Consider the following 16824-nt stretch of genomic DNA (forward strand, 5'->3'; position numbering starts at 1 on the left):
TCAGGCCGCCGCCGTGAAGGCCCCGTCGGTGAGGACCGGAACGGTGGTGCTGACGTCCAGTTCGGTCGCGACGGCCACGTCGTCGGCGAATCCGCCGCCGTCGAGCTCCCGGCCGGACGCGCTGGCGGCGACCGCGGTGACGACATCCGGCGTCGCCTCGAAGCAGGCGGCCGCGGCCGCCGCCTCGGGCGACAGGGTGGCATCGAAGTGCTTCCTCAGGGCCGCGAGGACCGCTCCGGCACCGAGCAGGTCCTCCAGCGCGGGGCGCAGGCTGCCGTCGGGCCATCGCTCACCGGAGGCGATCACGGCGACCGGCCGGTCCGGGGTCCCGTAACCGTGCCGGGCGAGCCAACGGCCCACCGCCGTCGCATTGCGCAGACACCCCGCGGCCACCGGTGACTCGCCCGCCGCGGCGGCGATCGAGGAACCGTTGGGAGAGGGCAGGACCAGTCTCGGGGTGGACGGAGCACGTCGCAGCGCCGCAGGGGACAGCGACCACGGCGAAGCCGGTGTGGCCATGCGTCGCCCGACGGCCAGACGCGCGCCCCTCCGGCTGGCGAACTCCGCCGCGGAATCGTCGCGCCAGGGATAGGGGAAGACCCGCGTCCCGGACTCCACCGCCACCGTCACCGAGGTCGTGAACGACAGCACGTCGACGACGACCAGGCACGCGACATCCGCCGCGAGCCGTTGCGCTCCGACGGGCCCCCAGTCGAACCGCGCGCCACTGCCCGTCTGCAGGAACCAGTCGACGTCGCGCTCCACTAGCAGCCCCCGGGCCCCGGGTACGCGGCGTCGCACTCCCCGCCGCCCCGGGTGACCTCGGTGCACAGGGTCGCCTCCACCTTGCCCAGCAGACGGGTCAGTTCGGCGCGTTCGGACTCGTCCAGGCCGTCCAGGGTCTGACGTTCCAGCTCGCCCCAGGCCCTGCGGACGTCGACGAGGAGGCCGCAGCTGGCGTCCGTGGCCTCGACGAGGGAGGCGCGCCGGTCGGTCGGGTCGGGGCGGCGTCGTACGTGTCCGGCCTGTTCGAGGCGCTGGAGCATCTTGGTCACCGTGGAGGGATCCAGTCCAACGGACTTGATCAGCTCGGACTGGCGCACGGCCCCGCTGTCCCACAGGTGCATCATCAGGAACTCCTGCCCCGGATGCAGCCCCAGGTCCCGCAGGACCCGGCCCGCGGCGATCCGGTGCAGCCGGGCGACCCGGCTGATCGCGTGGCTGACGGGCCCGTCCAGCACGGCGCCGGGGGCCGCCGCGCATTCCGGGGCGGTGCGCGGTTCCCGGGCGGCTTGCGCGGTCATGGCGGCGCTCCTCTTTCGTTGCGGCCGGCGCGGCGTCCGGGCCCGGTCCTCGTAGGTGGATCCTATCCGCCCTCCCGATTTTACCTTGGTCGGCCAACTAATGAGGTACTGTGCATTCCACGCGCTTTTATTGGCCGACCAACTAACTCTGTGAGGCGGATATGACCACCGCATTCGAACCCGTTCGCATCGCCGGCAGCACGCTCCCCAACCGGATCGCCCTGGCTCCCATGACCCGCAGCCGTGCCGCGGAAGGCGGGATCGCCACCGGCCTCGTCGCCGAGTACTACACCCAGCGCGCCTCCGCCGGGCTGATCATCAGCGAGGGGATCCAGCCCTCCGTCGTCGGCCAGGGCTACCCCTTCACCCCCGGCCTGCACAGCGCCGAGCAGGTCGCGGCCTGGCGCGAGGTCACCGACGCGGTGCACGCGGCGGGCGGCAGGATCTTCGCCCAGCTCATGCACTCCGGCCGGATCGGCCACCCGACGCTGCTGCCGGACGGCCTCGTGCCCGTCGCGCCCTCGGCGGTCGCCGCCCAGGGGCAGCTGTTCACCGGGGACGGCATGAAGGAGTTCGTCACCCCCCGAGAACTGACCGGCCCCGAGGTGCGGGCGACCATCGCCGACTACGCCCAGGCCGCCCGCAACGCGGTGGAGGCCGGCTTCGACGGCGTGGAGCTGCACGGGGCCAACGGCTACCTGATCCACCAGTTCCTCGCTCCGGGTACGAACCGGCGCGGCGACGAGTGGGGCGGCACCACCGAGAACCGGATCCGCTTCGCCGTGGAGGTGGTCAAGGCGGTCGCCGCGGCGATCGGCGCCGAGCGCACCGCCCTGCGCATCTCGCCCGGGAACGCGTACAACGACATCTCCGAGCCCGACCCGCAGCCCGCCTACGAGGCCCTGGTCAAGGAGATCGACGGGCTCGGACTGGCCTACCTGCACATCTTGGAGCACGGGCCCGAGGCCCGGGAGGCCACCCTGGCGCTGCGCAAGCAGTTCACCGGCCCGCTCGTGCTGAACCCGGCGACCGAGGGCCCCACCGACCACCGGGCGCTGACGCTGATCGAGGACGGCACCGCCGACCTGCTCGCCTTCGGGGCCCTCTTCCTGGCCAACCCCGACCTCCCGGAGCGGCTGCGCACGGAGGGCCCGTACAACACCCCGGACCCCTCCACCTTCTTCGGAGGCGACGCCCGCGGCTACACGGACTATCCGGCCCGCTAGTGCTGTGGCCGGAAAGGTTCACCGGGGCGGGTGTCCTGCCCGGGTCGCCGGCTCCGGTCAGCCCAGCCGCTCCCGGCGTTGCCAGCGGCGGCGGGCCCACTGGGCGATCAGCGGCAGGGCCGTGACCACCGTCAGGATCCACGCGGCGGCGAAGCCCCAGATCAGCGGCTGGGACACGGTGACCGAGGCCGCGACGAGCAGGGCCACCGTCACCGCGCCGAGCAGACAGGCCGCGAAGGTGCGGTGACGCCGGTGAGCGGACCGCAGGATCCGGTCGAGCGACCGGTCGCCTTTCAGATGGGCTTCGATCGCCGAGAGGGCGCGCTGCTCGCGATCGGACAGTCCGGCTCCGTCCATGACGACGTACCTCCGTGGGGCTGCCCCGTCGGGCGCGGACCGCAGCCTCTGACCTGCGAATACCCGGCCCAGGCGCGGCCCAACCCCCGGAGGACGTCATGGCTGCCCGTCCGGTCACCAGATGGAGTTGACCCACTCCGGGTGGTCGATGAACGGGTTCCGGTTGTGCTGGTAGGTGTCGAATATGACCTGGTTGCGGCGCTGCTCGAAGGCGTCCGGCGGGTCCATCTGGTTCCACTGCTTCAGCAGGCTGATCCGGCCGAAGAGGGGGGCACTGCCGTTGTTGACCTTGTCGTTCATCTCCAGGTCCGCGAAGCCGTCGCCGCCGTCGTAGCGCACGGCCATGTAGAGCAGCATCCGCGCCACATCGCCCTTGACCGCGTCCCGCGGCTCGAAGGAGTCGGCGTCGGTGTAGCTGCCCGGGGCCTCGGAGACCGGGCCGCCGCCCATGTCGAAGTCCTTGTTGCCGCGGGTGCTGTTGACCGTGACGTCCTCGGGGCGCAGGTGGTGCAGGTCGGTGCCCGGGCCGGTCGCGGTGCCGAAGTCGCCGTGGCTCTTGGCCCAGACGTGCTCACGGTTCCAGTCGTTGGGGTCGCCGCCGTTGGTGGACTTGGACTGGGAACGGCCGGAGTAGACCAGGATGACGTTGTTCGGGTTCGCCGGGTCCTGGTCGGTCACCTTGAGCGCGTTCCACACGCCGTCGTAGGACACCTTGGACTGGGTCTTGATGATGTCGTGCAGGGCGGTCTTCAGCGCGGCTCCGGTCTTGCCCGCGGCGGGTGCGTAGTAATCGTCCACCGTGGCCGTGGCCGTGGCCGTGCCGGACTGGGCGTCCGCCGTCCGCTGCTGGCCGGCCGAGGCGGCGGCCGGTACGGCGAACAGGGCGGCAGCCGCGAGGCCGGCCGCCCAGGGAGTCAGGCGCGAGATTCTCATCACGTGGGGGTACCTCTCCACACGCACCGCCCCCGCCCGGGGAATTGGCGGGGTGTCAGGTGGCAGAGCGAGGCTCACATTGTCATGTGCCCTACAGGTTAAAACCATGTGTCCGGCATGCGGATCTTGGTGTGTGCCGGGCGCGTGGCGCGGGCAGGGTAGCGGTGGCCCCGCGGGGCCGAGCCGACCGTGAACAGCCTTCCTGGAGCAGCCCATGGCAGTGAAGATCCTCATCGTGACCGGTGACGCGGCCGAGTCGCTGGAGGTCCTGTATCCGTACCAGCGCCTGCGCGAGGAGGGGTACGAGGTCCACATCGCCGCTCCGTCGGTGAAGAAGCTGCGGTTCGTGGTCCACGACTTCGAGGACGGCTTCGACACCTACACCGAGAAGCCCGGCTACACCTGGCCGGCCGATCTGGCCTTCACCGACGTGGCCACCGAGGACTACGCGGCCCTGGTCGTCCCGGGCGGCCGGGCCCCGGAGTACCTGCGCAACGATCCCGAGGTGCGGCGGATCCTGGCCGCCTTCGCCGACGCGGACAAGCCGATCGCCCAGATCTGCCACGGCCCCCTGATCACCGCGGCGGCCGGGGGCCTGACCGGCCGCCGGGTGACCGCGTATCCGGCGCTGGAGCTGGACATGAAGGCGGCCGGGGCCGAGTTCGAGGACTCCGAGACCGTGGTCGACGGCACGCTGGTGTCGGCCAGGGCCTGGCCCGACCACTCGCGCTGGATGCGGGAGTTCCTGACGGTGCTGCGGAGCAAGGCCCCGGTGGTCTGACCGGACGGCTCCCGCTCCATCCGTGAAGGGGAGGCTCCCCATTCCCTTGTGAAGTGTCCGGATGCGGGACTGACGGGGCGCGGGCGGTGTGCTGAGGTGTGAGTGTCAACCAACGCTCATGTCAAGGCAGTTGAAAGGAACCACCGTGACTGGACCCTTGGGTCGGCGCAGGTTCATCGGCGCGGCCGCGGCCCTCGGCGGCGCCGCGCTCGCGGGTCCGCTCGCCCCGCTCGCCCAGGCCCGGCCGGCCGGGGCCCCTTCGCCCGGGGCCCCCTCGGCCGGGACTCCGGCGTCCGGGGCCCCGTCGTCCGCCGCCCGGTGGCCCGACAGCCTCGCGACCCCGCCCGGCTTCCAGCCCGAGGGCATAGCCGTCTCCGCCCGCGGCGTGGCCTACACCGGTTCGCTGATCGACGGCTCGATCTACCGGGCCGACCTCGCCACCGGGACCGGCCGGATCCTCACCCGGGGTCAGGGGCCGCAGTCGGTCGGGCTCAAGCTCGACGCGTACGGCAGGCTGCTCGTCGCGGGCGGCGCCAGCGGGCAGATCCGGGTCGTCCACTCCGGCGACGGCCGGGTCCTCGCCACGCACCAGGCCGTGACCGGCACCGGGTTCGTCAACGACGTCGTCGTCGGATGCGGCGGGGCCTGGTTCACCGACTCCTTCGGCGACGTCCTGTACTTCCTGCCCGCCGGGCGCGAGCTCACCGGCCCCGGCGCCGCCCCGCGCGCGCTGCGGATCGGCGGCGAATGGGTGCCGGTCCCGCCCGGCGGCGAGTACTGGGGCGCCAACGGCATCGAACGGACCCCCGACGGCCGGGCCCTGCTGGTGGTGCACGACACCGCCCAGGCCCTCTTCCGCATCGACCCCGGCAGCGGCGTCGCCACCCGGACCGTGCTCGACGGCGGGTCGGTGGGCAACGGCGACGGGCTCGTGGTCCACGGCCGCACCCTGTACGTCGTACGCAACTGGAGCTACGCCGTGGACGTGTTCACCCTGAGCGGCGACGGCCGCCGCGCCCGCTTCGTCCGGCAGATCACCGACCCGCGCTTCGACGAGCCGACGACGGCGGCGGTCTACGGTGACCGGCTCTACGTCGTCAACGCCCGCTTCGACGCCGACTGGTCGGACCCGGCCACCGCCTCGACGATCGTCAGCTGCCCGTTGTGATCGCCGGCGCCGGCTCGTACTTGTAGTCGGCGCCGAAGTTCTTCTTCACGGCCGCTTCCCAGGACCCGTCCGCGACCATCTTCTTCAGCGCGGCGTTGATCTTGGTCTGGAGTTCCTTGTTGCCCTTCTTGACCCCGATGCCGTAGTTCTCGTTGCTCAGGCTCTGGCCCGTCAGCTTGAACTTGCCCTCGTTGCCCTTGTGGGCCGCGTACCCGGCCAGGATGGAGTTGTCCGTGGTCATGGCGTCGACCAGGTTGTCCGCGAGGGCGACGACGCACTCCGAGTAGCCGGGGAGCTCCAGCACGCTCGCCTTGGGGGCGACGCTCTTGCGGATGTTCTCCGCCGAGGTGGAGCCGGTGACGGAGCAGAGCCTCTTGCTGTTGAGGTCCTCCGCCTTGGTGATGGTGGTGTCGCTGGCGCGGACCAGCAGGTCCTGGTGGGCCACGAAATACGGGCCGGCGAAGTCGACCTTCTCCTTGCGCTTCTCGTTGATCGAGTAGCTCGCGGCGACGAACTGCACCTCGTTGTACTGGAGCAGCAGCTCACGGTCGTTGCTGTAGACCTGCTTGAACTCGATCTGGTCCGGCTTGTAGCCGAGCTCCTTGGCCACGTAGGTGGCGACGTCCACGTCGAAACCGGAGAAGACGCCGCCGGTCTCGCGCAGCCCGATGCCCGGCTGGTCGAACTTGATGCCGATGGAGAGGGTCCCCGTGGCCTCGTCGTCACCGCCGCACCCGGAGGTGGTCAGGGCGAGGGCGATCACTGCGGCGACCGCACCGGCCTGGGGAACCTTCATCTGCTGCACTCTTTCCTCGGTAACGCGGGACGCGCACCGGGATCGCCGGAGCGCGTGGAACCGCGAATGCGTGGGGGACGTCACGACACGTGTACGAGGAAGCTAGGAAGGTGGCGGCCGCAGCGTCACTACATCTGAGCAAAACTTGAGGATAACGATCCGGTCCGACCGCAGATCCTGCGGCGGATCCGGGCCGGAGCGGGAGAAGGCGGGAGAAGGGGCGGGCATGGGAACAGGTTCGGTACGGGTCGACGGGAACGCGCTGCTACTGGGGGAAGGGGTGCAGATCCGCTTCATCCGGACCCTGCGGCTGCCCGAATCGGGCACGCACGCGCTGCCGCCGGGGCTGGGGGAGTTCCCGCTCCGCCGGGTGGAGGACTATCCGGACACGGTGCCGCCGGAGTGGCTGGCGAAGGGCGGCGTGATGCTGCCCGTGTACCTGCGCGAGGCGATGTGGCTGAGCTTCGCCGGGACCCGCGAGCCCGCCGCGCTCCAGGTCGGGGTCGGCAAGGTGTGCGCGGTGTCGGGCGAGCGCTGGACGGGCCGGCTCGCCCGAGGTCCGCAGAACTACGTGGTGCTGCCCCGGCAGCCGTGGCTGGACGGGATCAACTCGGGCGACGGGACGGTGCGCCAGTTCGTCGCCGTACCGCTGGGGCTCGGCGCCACCGTCGAGGGACAGGTCACCGGTGAGGAGACCACCGGCGGAGTGCAGCTCCAGGCGTTCCCGCTGGCTCCGGCGGTGCTGGAGGAGTGGCGGCGGGCGGAGCGGGCGCGTGCGCAGGCTCCCGGCTCGCCGTACGGGGCCCCGCTGCCCCCGACCCCGCCGCCCGGACCGGTCGGCGGTTTCGCGGGCTACGGCGGCCCGGTGCCCATGCCGATGGCGGCGGCTCCGGGCGGGATCCCGGCTCCGGGGGCGGCCCCGGTGGCCCCGGCGGCTCCGGGGTGCCCGCCCACCCGCAGCGCGCCGCCCGCGGCTCCGGCGATGGGGCTCGGCGTCGGCGGTTCCATGCGCCAGGAGGTCTACCAGGACGACCGGCCGCTCTCCGCCTGGGCGGGCGAGCCGGCCGCGCGGGTCTTCGTACACCTGGTGACTCCGCCCGAGTGGCGGCGCATCACCGGGGAGGACGCGCCGCCCTCGCCGGTGGACCGGGCCGCCTACACCCAAGCCGGGCTGCCCTGGTTCGACTACTACGACGAGTCGGCCGCCGACCTCGCGCCCTCCGCGACGCTGGCCGGGGTCAAGCCGGTCGGGGAGTGGATCGGCGACGACCACGCGCCCTGGGCGGAGCCGGGCCCCGCCCAGGTCAAGCCGCTCGGCAATACCCCGAGGCCGGGCAAACCCGTACAGGACGGCAACTGGTAGACAAGCCAGGCAAATCGCAGCAGTCGGGGATCGATCGCCCAAACTGGTGATCGATTTTCGGCCACCGGGCCGGTATGATCGTCCGCAGCAAGGCCGTAGCGCAGAGGTCGTCGCGCCCACGCATCGAGCTGGAGGACGTCGGTTCGAATCCGACCGGTCTTGCGTCTACTTGCTGTCTTCAGATGTTCACGTCTTCAAGTCGTGATGGACGCCGGGCACCGGCGAAGGAACCGGTGGAGTGGTGATGACACAGCCGACACCCGTACGGTGCCCCGCGATCGAGCACCCGGACATGCCGCCGGCCGACCCCGCGGGACTCGACCCGCTGCTCGCCCGGCTCGCGGCGGACCGCCCGGTCGAGACCGACGAGGCCTTCCCGCTCGGCACCCTGCGCACCGACGGCCGCGTCGACCTCTGCAAGCAGGGACTCGGCCCGGGCGGCGCGGCCCGGCTGCTGCCCGCGGCGGCCGCCTCCGCGCACGCCACCCACCTGCTCCTCGGCACCAACGCCATCGGCGACGACGGCGCCCGCACCCTGGCGGAGAGCCTGGCGGCCGGAGCCGACGGGCACGGGCTGCGCACCCTCTACCTCGGCTGCAACCGGATCGGCCCCGACGGGGTGGCCGCCCTGGCCGGAGCCCTCGCCGACGACACCACCGTCCGAGCCCTCTGGCTCAAGCGGAACCCGCTCTTCGAGGACGGCGCCCGCACCCTCGCGGCGCTGCTGCGCCGCAACACCGCCCTGCGCACCCTCGACCTGGTCAACACCGGGATCGGCGCGGACGGCGTACGCCTCCTCCTCGACGCCCTGCTGGAGCGCGGGCAGCCCCTGGAACGGCTCTTCCTCGGCGGCAACGGCCTCGGCCACGACGCCGCCCCGCTGCTCGCCGCCCTGATCCGGGAGGCAGGGGTGCGCGAGCTGTACGTACCGGCCAACCACCTCGGTGACGACGGCGCAGCCGTGCTTGCCGACGCGGCCGCGTCCGCCGCCGGCCCGGTCCGCCTCGGCCTCGGCGGCAACGGCATCGGCGCCGCCGGAGCGCGCTCCCTGGCCGGCGCCCTCGGCTCCATCGAGGCCCTGGACCTGGGCCGGACGATGTCCGAGCGGAGCCTCGGAGCCGCCGGCAACGACCCCGGCGACGAAGGGGCGTACGCCCTGGCCGCCGTACTCCCCGGCAGCCCCCTGCGCCGCTTGGAGCTGCGCCACACCGGCCTCACCGGGCGCGGCGCGAAGGGCCTGCTCGCCGCGGTGCCCGCCGACAGCCCCCTGGAATACGTCGGCCTGGGCCCCGGCCTGCCCCGCCGGGTCAAGCGCTCCTTCGCCGAACGGCTCCGCCCGGCCCGGGCCGCCCATCCGGACCTGCGCGCCATCGGCAGCGTGTACCGGTGAGCCCGTACGCCGAACTGCCCGGCGGCTTCCTGCCCGAGGACGGCCCGGCCTGGCAGCGGATCCGCCGGTACGCCGTACCCGGCTGGATGATCGAACAGGCGACCGCGCACCGCCTGGCCGGTGACTGGCGGGCGGCCTGCGCCGCCGCCGCCGTGGACGTCGGCTTCGACCTGCCCGAGCTCGCGGACCGCTACGGCGCCTCCGTCGCCGAGGCCGTGGAGGAGGACCTCCGCCACCTCGCCCCGGACCTGCTGCGCTGGCACCTGCCCCGCGTCCTGGGCGGCCGCACCACCATCGACATCGACCTGCGGATCCTGCTGGCCTCGTACGGCGGCGCCGACGGCCCGACCCTGTCGGTCACCACGCCCGTCATGACCGAGGGTGCGCAGCGGTTGCGCCTGCACTGCGCGCCGGTCGTCCCGAACAAGGGGAACCGGTACGCGGGACGCGGCTTCGTCCCGGAGGACTGGACCGCCGTCCGGCCGTTCTGGGACGCCAGATGCGCGGCCGAGCTGGGCGAGCGCTTCGGCGACCCGCAGGGCCGCGCCGAGCGGATCGACCTGCTGCACGCGCGGGGGGACATCGCCGCGGCGTACGAGGCCGCGGGCATCGAGTGCGACCTGACCGTGCCCGCCCCGCAGTCGTACCAGCGTCCGCTGGACCCGGAGGCCCTGTTCGGGCGGATGCCGATCGACCTCACCCGGCTCGTGCCGGAGGTGGGGCGGCTCGTGGCGGGCGGGGTGGGTGACACGTACCGGATCGCGGCCGACTGGCGCAGCCACCTCCTGCTGGAGCCCGACGGTCCCGGCCGGCTGCGGGCCCGGTTCATCGAGATGGACGAGGCACGCGCCGTGCCGCAGCTGCCGCGGTACATCTGGCGGCGACTGCCCGACCTCGAACTGGTGCGCACCGGCCGGATCACCCCGCGGGAGCTGCACCCGCTGGTCGCCGCCGCCCTGTTCCCCGGCTCCGGACCGGCCGTGGGACCGCCCGGCCCCGCCGAGGCCGGGCCCGTCCGGGTGCGCTGCCGCGGCGAATGGCACGAGGTGCGCTCGCGGGGCGGCGTACTCGACCTGCCGCACACCGCCGAGGAGCAGCAACGGGAGCGCGCCATGCGGGCGTTCGGCGGTGCGGTCTCCGGCTGCTTCGCCGTGCAGCAGACCTGGACCACGGGTGAGGGCCGGCTGCCCCGCGCCCTGCGCGACCAGCGGCGGGAGCTGTTCCTGCGCGCCCAGCACGGGGACACCCCGGGTGTGGTGGCGCTGCTGGACGCGGGCACGGACCCCCGGATCCGGGACGCCCGCGGACGCGGCCTGCTGCACGAACTCCACCTGCTCGACCACGACGTGCTGCTGCCCCGGCTGCTCGCGGCCGGCCTCGACCTTGAGGCGCGGGACAAGCACGAGCGCACCCCGCTGCTGTCGGCGGTGCACTGGGGCGGCTCGCCGGACCTGGTCAGGGCCCTGCTGGCGGCCGGTGCCCGGATCGACGTCATCGACGAGATGGAACTGTCGCTGTCCCAGGAGATCCACCGCTACAAGCGCACCGACCTGGACTTCCTGCGGCAGCGCGTCGACGAGGAGTTCCCCGGCATCGGCGCCGACTGGTTCGACGAGTACATGGAATACCGCGAGGAAGACGAGGACGACGACGCATGAGTGCCCAGCCGCAGCCCTCCCGGGCACTGGCCGCCGCCGACGCCCTGGGCAAGCGGCTGAGCGCCACCCGGAGCGAACCCGCCACCGACCCCCAACTGGAGGCGCTGGCCCTGGCCGTGACGGCCAATCAGCCCGTCCTGCTGTGGGGTGAGCCCGGCATCGGCAAGTCCGCCGGCATGCGGCAGCTCGCGACCGCGCTCGGGGTGGAGCTGGAGACCGTCATCGCCAGCGTCCACGAGCCGTCCGACTTCTCCGGGCTGCCCATCGTCGGCGACGATCCCGCCACCACCGGCGTTCCGATGGCCCCGCCGGACTGGGCGGTACGCCTCGCCCGGACCGGCCACGGGCTGCTGTTCTTCGACGAGCTGTCCTCCGCCCCGCCCGCCGTGCAGGCGGCGCTGCTGCGCGTGGTCCTGGAACGCCGGGTCGGCAGTCTCGAACTCCCCCCGGCGGTACGGATCGTCGCCGCGGCCAATCCGCCCGCCAGCGCGGCCGACGGCTGGCACCTCAGCCCCCCGCTGGCCAACCGCTTCGTCCACCTCGACTGGACGCACAACCCGCGCACCGTGGCCCGGGGCATGGCCGGCACCTGGCCCGAGGTGGCGATCCCGGCCGTCGATCCCGCCAAGGCCTCCGGCTCGGCCGCCCGCGCCCGTGGCGCGGTCTCCGGCTTCCTCACCGCCCGGCCGGGCCTGGTCCACCACATGCCCGCCGAGGCCGCCTCCCGCGGCCGCGGCTGGCCCTCCCCGCGCACCTGGGAGATGGCCCTGCGGCTGCTGGCCACCGGGTACGCGGCCTCGACGGGCCGGGAGGCCCTGGCCGCCGCGCTAACCGGCGCCGTCGGCGAAGCCGCCGGGATCGAACTGCTCTCGTACCTCGAACACCTCGACCTGCCCGACCCGGACCGGGTGCTGGCCGACCCGGACGCCTTCGCCCTGCCCGAGCGCGGCGACCGGCAGCTGGCCTTCCTCATCGCCGTGGTCGCGGCCGTGCAGAGCGAGCTCACCCGCCCCCGCTGGGAGGCGGGCTGGACGGTGCTGGCCAAGGCCGTGGACGCGGGCGTGCCCGACGTCGCCGCCCGCGCCGCCGCCGACCTCGCCGCGATGCGCGACCTCGACTGGCCGGTACCCGCCGGCATCGACGCCTTCGTGGAACTGCTCCAGCTGTCCGGCTCCCTGCCGGGCGGCGGCTGAGCCCGGCGAGCCCGGCCGTGCGCCTGGACCGCGCGAAGCTCCTGGCGGCCCGCTACAAGGCCGCCGAGGCCCGCCCGTACCTCGCCTCCGCCCTGTACGCCCTGACGGTCGTCCCCTCGGAGGGCGTCCGCACCATGGGTGTGGACCGGCACTGGCGCTGTTACGTCTCGCCCGCCTTCGTCGACGCGACCCCGGTCGCCGAACTGGCCGGGGTGTGGATCCACGAGGTGGCCCACCTGCTGCGCGACCACCACGGCCGGGCCGAGCGGCTACCCGCCGCCGACCAGCGTGATCCGGTCCGCGTCAACATCGCCCAGGACTGCGAGATCAACGACGACCTGCTCGCCGACGGGCTGACGCTGCCCGCGGGCCGGATGGAGCCCGCTCTCTTCGGCCTGCCCACGGGCGGCCTGTTCGAGACCTACCTGCCCGCGATCCCCGCACGGTGCGGAACGTCCCCGGCGCACGGGGTGGACTGCGGATCCGGCGCGCACGGCACGCCCATGCCCTGGGAGCTGGGCGAGGACGGCGGCCCCGCCCGGGTCGGCCCGGTGGAGGCGGAGGCGCTGCGCCGCCAGACCGCCCAGGCCGTACGGTCCCACCAGCGCACCCGGGGCACGGTCCCCGAGGGCTGGGCCCGGTGGGCCGAGGAACTGCTGGAGCCCTCCGTCGACTGGCGCCAGGCCCTGTCGGGAGCGGTCCGCGAGGCCGCCGCCTGGGCGGCCGGCGCGGTGGACTACACGTACCGCCGCCCCTCGCGCCGCACTCCCGCGCTCGGCGGCCGGGTGGTGCTGCCCAGCCTGCGCAGGCCGCTGCCGCGGGTCGCGATCGTCATCGACACCTCGGGATCGATGGGCGCGGACGACCTCGCGGCCGCGCTCGCCGAAGTCACCGGTGTCCTGCGGGAGGTGGGGGTCGGCGGCAACCGGGTCGCCGTCCTGGCCTGCGACGCCGACGTGCACGCCGTGACCCGGGTGCGCAGCGCGGGCGAGGTGACCCTGGCCGGCGGCGGGGGCACGGACATGCGCGTCGGCATCAGCGCCGCGCTGGCCCTGCCCGACCGGCCGAACGTCGTGGTCGTGCTGACCGACGGGTACACGCCGTGGCCGGACGAGACGCCGTCCTGCCGGCTGATCGCCGCGCTGGTCGGGGCGGACGCGCCCGCGCCCCCGGCCTGGGTGGAGACCGTACGCGTCGACCTCGGAGCGTGAGCGGACTGGCCGGGAACGTACGGTCGTTCGGACCGCAGCGGGGGACACGTGGGAGCATGGCCGGGCAATACCCGTAAGCGAAGGGGGAGTTCGGTGACCGGAGTACGCAAGGGTCTGGCCAAGGTCGAGGTCGCGCTGCGGTGGGACCCCAGTCCCGCCGAACGGCCTGCGCACGACCTCGACATCGTGGCCGCGGTGTACGGCGCCGCGGACCTGCACGGGGTCCCGGTGCACCTGGTCCACTTCGGCAGCCGGTCACCCGACGGCACCATCACCCTGAACCGGGACAGCCACACGGGCCAGGGCTTCGGCTTCGACGAGGTGATGACCCTCGAACTCGACCGGATGGCACTGGAGTTGCGCCGCGTGGTGGTCGGGGTGCTCATTCAGGACACCGGTGGGCGGCGCGCGACCTTCGCCGATATCGCCGGTACGGGGGTCCGGATCCGCGAGGGGCACACCGACCTCGCCCAGGGCGACTTCGACGCCGTCCCGTCCGCCACCGCCGCCACGGTGGCGGTGTTCACCCGCGACGCCGCGGGAGCCTGGTCCCTCGACGCCCGCCTGCAGGGCTTCGACGCCAACCCGGAGGAGTTCACCCGCACCATGGGCGCAGTCCGCTGACGACGGACCGAGTGCGACCGAGGACCGCTCAGATCGGACGGCGGTCACTCCTCGAGTGAGTGACCGCCGCCCGGTCCGGGTGGCGCGCTGCCGCCGTCCCCACGAGGCAGCGCGGGCAGGTCACCGTCCGGTCATCGGGACGGCGGCCCGCCGGTTCAGGGGGTGCCGGGGCTTCCCGGCGGTGTGAGGCCCAGGGACGGGAGCATGACCGCGTCGACGAACCGGACCAGGTAGTCGGCGTCGGCGTACCGGCCTTCGAGCACCGGCCGGATGCGGAGCACACCCATCAGCTGCGCCGGCAGGAACTCCACGGCCGGGTGGTCCGCGGCGATCTCGCCGCGCTCCACCGCCCGCTCCACCATCGTGTCGAAGGCGGCCAGCTCCGGCTCCACCAGCGCCTCGCGCAGGGCGGCCTGCAGCTCCTCGTCACTGAGCACGGCGTGCCCGAGGGCCTGCATCAGCCGCGTGTCGCGGCCCGAGGTGCAGGCCGCGATCCGAGCCGCCTCGCGCAGGTCGCCCGCCAGCGTCCCGGTGTCCACCGCGACGAGGGTGCCCTGCCGGTTCGCCCGCAGGGCGGCAGCGACGAGCTGGGGCTTGGTCTTCCACTGCCGGTAGAGCGTGGACTTGCCGCAGCTCGCCCGGGCGGCGATGCCCTCCATGGTCAGGGCCTCGTAGCCGTGCTCGCGCAGCTGCTCCAGGACGGCCTCGTAGAACTCCTGCTCCCGCTCCGGGGTGATCTTGGAGCGGCGCGCGGTGGTCGGCGTCGACGTCATGGGGGTGCGGCTCTCCTCAGGGGCGACTCGGCGGCATGTTCCCGTACGAGAAGTGTACGGGAACGCGAGCGTATCGGTACACCGGCGTATCGATACGCGAATGTATCGATACACTGGCGTGTCGATCTGTGCGAGCAGGAAGCGAGACCGGGGGATGACCTCCCACACCACACCCGCCGGGGCGGCGGCCGCACGGCGAGCCGCGCGCCGCCGCCTCATACGCGAGCTGCTGCTCGTCGCGGGACTGTTCACGGTCTACAAGGCGGGCCGGACGCTCTCGACCGGACGCACGGAAGAGGCCTTCCGCAACGCCGCGCGGATCTGGGACGCCGAGCGCGCCCTGCACCTGCCCGGCGAGGGCGCGGTGCAGCGGCTGCTGCTGCACGGCGACGCCCTCGTACACACCGCCAACACGTACTACGCGGCCGTCCACTTCCCGGCGACCGCGCTCTTCCTGGTCTGGCTCTACCTACGCCGCCCCGCCCACTACCTGTGGGCCCGCCGCGTCCTCGCCGTGCTCACCGGAGCCGCCCTCGCCCTGCACCTCGGCTTCCCGCTCGCGCCCCCGCGGATGCTGGGCGCCGCGGACCTGATCGACACCGGACAGGTCTACGGACCCACCGTCTACGGGGCCGCGCCCGCCACCGACACCATGGCCAACCAGTTCGCGGCGATGCCCTCCCTGCACTTCGGGTGGGCGCTGATGCTCGCGCTCGGCATGATCGCCGCCACGAAGTCCCGGTGGCGGGTCCTGTGGCTGCTGCACCCCCTGCTGACCCTGCTCGTGGTCGTCGGCACGGCCAATCACTACTGGCTCGACGCGATCGTCGCGACCGTCCTGCTCGGGGCCGCCCTGCTGCTGGTCCCGCGGCCGGACGCCGGTGCCGGCGACGATGGGGATGCCGATGCCGATGCGGGCGCCGGACGCGGGCTGCCCGGCCCGCGGACCGCCCCCGCCCCGGCCGCCGCCCCAGGAACGCGTACCGCCGACGGCCCGGCCGCCGCTCCAGGAACGCATACCGTCGACGGCCCGGCCGCCGCGCCCGTCCCCGCAGGAGCCGAGCGGTGAACGCCACCGCCCTCGCCGTCGTCCTCTGCCTCGCCTCGGCCGTGACCTACGCGGCCGCCGCCGTCGCCCAGGAGCGGCTCGCCCGCGCCGCCGTCGCACGCAGCGCCAGGGCCCTGCTCGGCTCCGGCGCCTGGTGGTGGTCGGCCGGGCTGAACGCCGCTGCGGCGCTGCTGCACGCGGCGGCCCTGCGGTACGGACCGCTCACCCTGGTCCAGCCGCTCGGCGCGCTCACCCTCGTGGCCGCCGTCCCGCTCGGGGCGCGCGGAGCCGGCCGCCGGGTGGCGGCCACCGAATGGCGGGGCACCCTGGCCACGGTCGCGGGCCTGGGCCTGCTGCTGCTCCCGGCCTCCGGGCCGGCCCCCGACGACACCCTCAGCCTGGCGGAGGCACTCGCCGTCTCCGGGGCCACGGCCACCGTGATCCTGCTGCTGACCGCCGTCAAGGACCCGCGCTCGGGGCTGCGGCACGCCACGGCCTCCGGACTGGCCTCCGCCGCCGCCTCCGCCCTGACCCAGACCGTGGCCGTGGCGGGCGGGCGCGGCGGATCCCTGCTCAGCGTCCGGGTCGTCGCCGTGGCCCTGCTCGTCGTGGTGTTCGCGGTCGGCGGGATGCTCCTGTCCCAGCGGGCCTACCGCGGCGGGCTCGGCGCCCCGCTGGCCGTGGTGAACCTGGCCAACCCGCTGGCCGCGGCGGCGATCGGCATGGTCCTGCTCGGCGAACGCCTACAGGGCGGCGCGCTGGGAGTGCTGCTCGCGCTGGCGGGAGGCTTCGCCGCGGCGCGCGGCGTGCTGCTGCTGACCCGTACGCCCTCGGCGCCCCCCGCCCGGCCCGTGCCCACCGCCCCTGACCGGCCGGCCGCGCCGGCCGCGCCAGCCTCGCCGACCTCGCCGACCGGGCCGGTCAGCCGCGTGGCGGCGTGAGCCGCGCGGCCGACCGGCGGCCGGAGAACCGTTTCGGCCCCGGCCGCGTCCTCCCTGG

General features: G+C 73.9%; 17 protein-coding genes and 1 pseudogene. 12 read left to right on the top strand and 6 right to left on the bottom strand.

What is annotated here, in order from left to right; translation table 11 throughout:
* Positions 1-765, bottom strand: coding sequence for a 2-phosphosulfolactate phosphatase (locus ACGFYQ_RS11620; RefSeq protein WP_393742515.1), 765 nt, complete (start codon positions 763-765; stop codon positions 1-3).
* Positions 765-1304 carry a MarR family winged helix-turn-helix transcriptional regulator gene (locus ACGFYQ_RS11625; protein ID WP_393742517.1) on the bottom strand — a complete coding sequence of 180 codons (540 nt, stop codon included), beginning with the start codon at positions 1302-1304 and terminating at the stop codon, positions 765-767. The genes ACGFYQ_RS11620 and ACGFYQ_RS11625 overlap by 1 nt, the downstream gene beginning before the upstream one ends.
* A gap of 221 nt (positions 1305-1525) precedes the next feature.
* On the opposite strand from ACGFYQ_RS11625, the gene ACGFYQ_RS11630 reads away from it, so the two are divergent.
* Positions 1526-2530, top strand: coding sequence for an alkene reductase (locus tag ACGFYQ_RS11630; RefSeq protein ID WP_393743263.1), 1005 nt, complete (start codon positions 1526-1528; stop codon positions 2528-2530).
* Between the two features lie 57 nt (positions 2531-2587).
* Here ACGFYQ_RS11630 and ACGFYQ_RS11635 read toward each other — a convergent pair whose 3' ends face one another.
* Positions 2588-2887 (bottom strand): DUF3040 domain-containing protein, encoded by a 300-nt coding sequence (locus ACGFYQ_RS11635; RefSeq protein ID WP_393742519.1) that lies wholly within the window; start codon positions 2885-2887, stop codon positions 2588-2590.
* Between the two features lie 114 nt (positions 2888-3001).
* A complete protein-coding gene (locus ACGFYQ_RS11640) occupies positions 3002-3820 on the bottom strand; it encodes an endonuclease I family protein (protein WP_393742521.1) in 819 nt (272 codons plus the stop codon).
* Positions 3821-4034: 214 nt separating this feature from the next.
* Between ACGFYQ_RS11640 and ACGFYQ_RS11645 the strand changes: the two genes are divergently transcribed.
* Together ACGFYQ_RS11645 and ACGFYQ_RS11650 are read left to right on the top strand one after the other, a co-directional pair.
* The gene (locus tag ACGFYQ_RS11645) at positions 4035-4601 is read left to right on the top strand and encodes a DJ-1/PfpI family protein (RefSeq protein WP_393742523.1); all 567 of its coding nucleotides are present in this window, start codon (positions 4035-4037) and stop codon (positions 4599-4601) included.
* A 145-nt stretch (positions 4602-4746) separates the two neighbouring features.
* On the top strand, positions 4747-5769 hold the full coding sequence (locus tag ACGFYQ_RS11650) for an SMP-30/gluconolactonase/LRE family protein (RefSeq protein WP_393742525.1): 1023 nt from the start codon (positions 4747-4749) through the stop codon (positions 5767-5769).
* Here ACGFYQ_RS11650 and ACGFYQ_RS11655 read toward each other — a convergent pair.
* The gene (locus ACGFYQ_RS11655) at positions 5753-6565 is read right to left on the bottom strand and encodes a glutamate ABC transporter substrate-binding protein (protein WP_393742527.1); all 813 of its coding nucleotides are present in this window, start codon (positions 6563-6565) and stop codon (positions 5753-5755) included. The two genes, ACGFYQ_RS11650 and ACGFYQ_RS11655, sit on opposite strands and share 17 nt — an antisense overlap.
* Positions 6566-6791: 226 nt before the next feature.
* On the opposite strand from ACGFYQ_RS11655, the gene ACGFYQ_RS11660 reads away from it, so the two are divergent.
* The 7 genes and pseudogenes from ACGFYQ_RS11660 to ACGFYQ_RS11690 all read left to right on the top strand — a co-directional run bounded on the left by ACGFYQ_RS11660 (position 6792) and on the right by ACGFYQ_RS11690 (position 14004).
* The gene (locus ACGFYQ_RS11660; RefSeq protein ID WP_393742529.1) at positions 6792-7928 is read left to right on the top strand and encodes a hypothetical protein; all 1137 of its coding nucleotides are present in this window, start codon (positions 6792-6794) and stop codon (positions 7926-7928) included.
* 89 nt (positions 7929-8017) lie between these two features.
* Positions 8018-8090: pseudogene (locus ACGFYQ_RS11665) on the top strand.
* A gap of 82 nt (positions 8091-8172) precedes the next feature.
* Complete coding sequence (locus ACGFYQ_RS11670; RefSeq protein ID WP_393742531.1) at positions 8173-9318, top strand: gala protein; 1146 nt, start codon at positions 8173-8175, stop codon at positions 9316-9318.
* Positions 9315-10976, top strand: a complete 1662-nt coding sequence (locus ACGFYQ_RS11675) for an ankyrin repeat domain-containing protein (RefSeq protein WP_393742533.1) — start codon at positions 9315-9317, stop codon at positions 10974-10976. The genes ACGFYQ_RS11670 and ACGFYQ_RS11675 overlap by 4 nt, the downstream gene beginning before the upstream one ends.
* The gene (locus ACGFYQ_RS11680) at positions 10973-12169 is read left to right on the top strand and encodes an AAA family ATPase (RefSeq protein ID WP_393742535.1); all 1197 of its coding nucleotides are present in this window, start codon (positions 10973-10975) and stop codon (positions 12167-12169) included. Before ACGFYQ_RS11675 ends, ACGFYQ_RS11680 begins: the two co-directional genes overlap by 4 nt.
* A gap of 17 nt (positions 12170-12186) precedes the next feature.
* Complete coding sequence (locus ACGFYQ_RS11685) at positions 12187-13380, top strand: VWA-like domain-containing protein (RefSeq protein ID WP_393742537.1); 1194 nt, start codon at positions 12187-12189, stop codon at positions 13378-13380.
* A 93-nt stretch (positions 13381-13473) separates the two neighbouring features.
* Positions 13474-14004 carry a TerD family protein gene (locus tag ACGFYQ_RS11690; RefSeq protein WP_393742539.1) on the top strand — a complete coding sequence of 177 codons (531 nt, stop codon included), beginning with the start codon at positions 13474-13476 and terminating at the stop codon, positions 14002-14004.
* Positions 14005-14159: 155 nt separating this feature from the next.
* On the opposite strand, the gene ACGFYQ_RS11695 is transcribed toward ACGFYQ_RS11690, so the two are convergent.
* Positions 14160-14777, bottom strand: coding sequence for a TetR/AcrR family transcriptional regulator (locus tag ACGFYQ_RS11695; protein ID WP_393742542.1), 618 nt, complete (start codon positions 14775-14777; stop codon positions 14160-14162).
* 154 nt (positions 14778-14931) lie between these two features.
* On the opposite strand from ACGFYQ_RS11695, the gene ACGFYQ_RS11700 reads away from it, so the two are divergent.
* Entirely contained in the window at positions 14932-15846 is a 915-nt protein-coding gene (locus tag ACGFYQ_RS11700) for a phosphatase PAP2 family protein (RefSeq protein WP_393742544.1), read from the top strand.
* Entirely contained in the window at positions 15843-16766 is a 924-nt protein-coding gene (locus tag ACGFYQ_RS11705; RefSeq protein WP_393742546.1) for a hypothetical protein, read from the top strand. Before ACGFYQ_RS11700 ends, ACGFYQ_RS11705 begins: the two co-directional genes overlap by 4 nt.
* Positions 16767-16824: the final 58 nt, after the last annotated feature.

Origin of the sequence: Streptomyces sp. NPDC048258, assembly GCF_043201995.1 — a bacterium.
In the GTDB taxonomy this organism is placed as follows: Bacteria; Actinomycetota; Actinomycetes; order Streptomycetales; family Streptomycetaceae; genus Streptomyces.

Bases quoted from the DNA above. Each gene is read 5' to 3' on its own strand.
- ACGFYQ_RS11625 (WP_393742517.1), bottom strand. From the start codon at position 1,304: ATGACCGCGCAAGCCGCCCGGGAACCGCGCACCGCCCCGGAATGCGCG.
- ACGFYQ_RS11635 (WP_393742519.1), bottom strand. From the start codon at position 2,887: ATGGACGGAGCCGGACTGTCCGATCGCGAGCAGCGCGCCCTCTCGGCG.
- ACGFYQ_RS11640 (WP_393742521.1), bottom strand. From the start codon at position 3,820: ATGAGAATCTCGCGCCTGACTCCCTGGGCGGCCGGCCTCGCGGCTGCC.
- ACGFYQ_RS11645 (WP_393742523.1), top strand. From the start codon at position 4,035: ATGGCAGTGAAGATCCTCATCGTGACCGGTGACGCGGCCGAGTCGCTG.
- ACGFYQ_RS11655 (WP_393742527.1), bottom strand. From the start codon at position 6,565: ATGAAGGTTCCCCAGGCCGGTGCGGTCGCCGCAGTGATCGCCCTCGCC.
- ACGFYQ_RS11660 (WP_393742529.1), top strand. From the start codon at position 6,792: ATGGGAACAGGTTCGGTACGGGTCGACGGGAACGCGCTGCTACTGGGG.
- ACGFYQ_RS11670 (WP_393742531.1), top strand. From the start codon at position 8,173: ATGACACAGCCGACACCCGTACGGTGCCCCGCGATCGAGCACCCGGAC.
- ACGFYQ_RS11680 (WP_393742535.1), top strand. From the start codon at position 10,973: ATGAGTGCCCAGCCGCAGCCCTCCCGGGCACTGGCCGCCGCCGACGCC.
- ACGFYQ_RS11695 (WP_393742542.1), bottom strand. From the start codon at position 14,777: ATGACGTCGACGCCGACCACCGCGCGCCGCTCCAAGATCACCCCGGAG.
- ACGFYQ_RS11700 (WP_393742544.1), top strand. From the start codon at position 14,932: ATGACCTCCCACACCACACCCGCCGGGGCGGCGGCCGCACGGCGAGCC.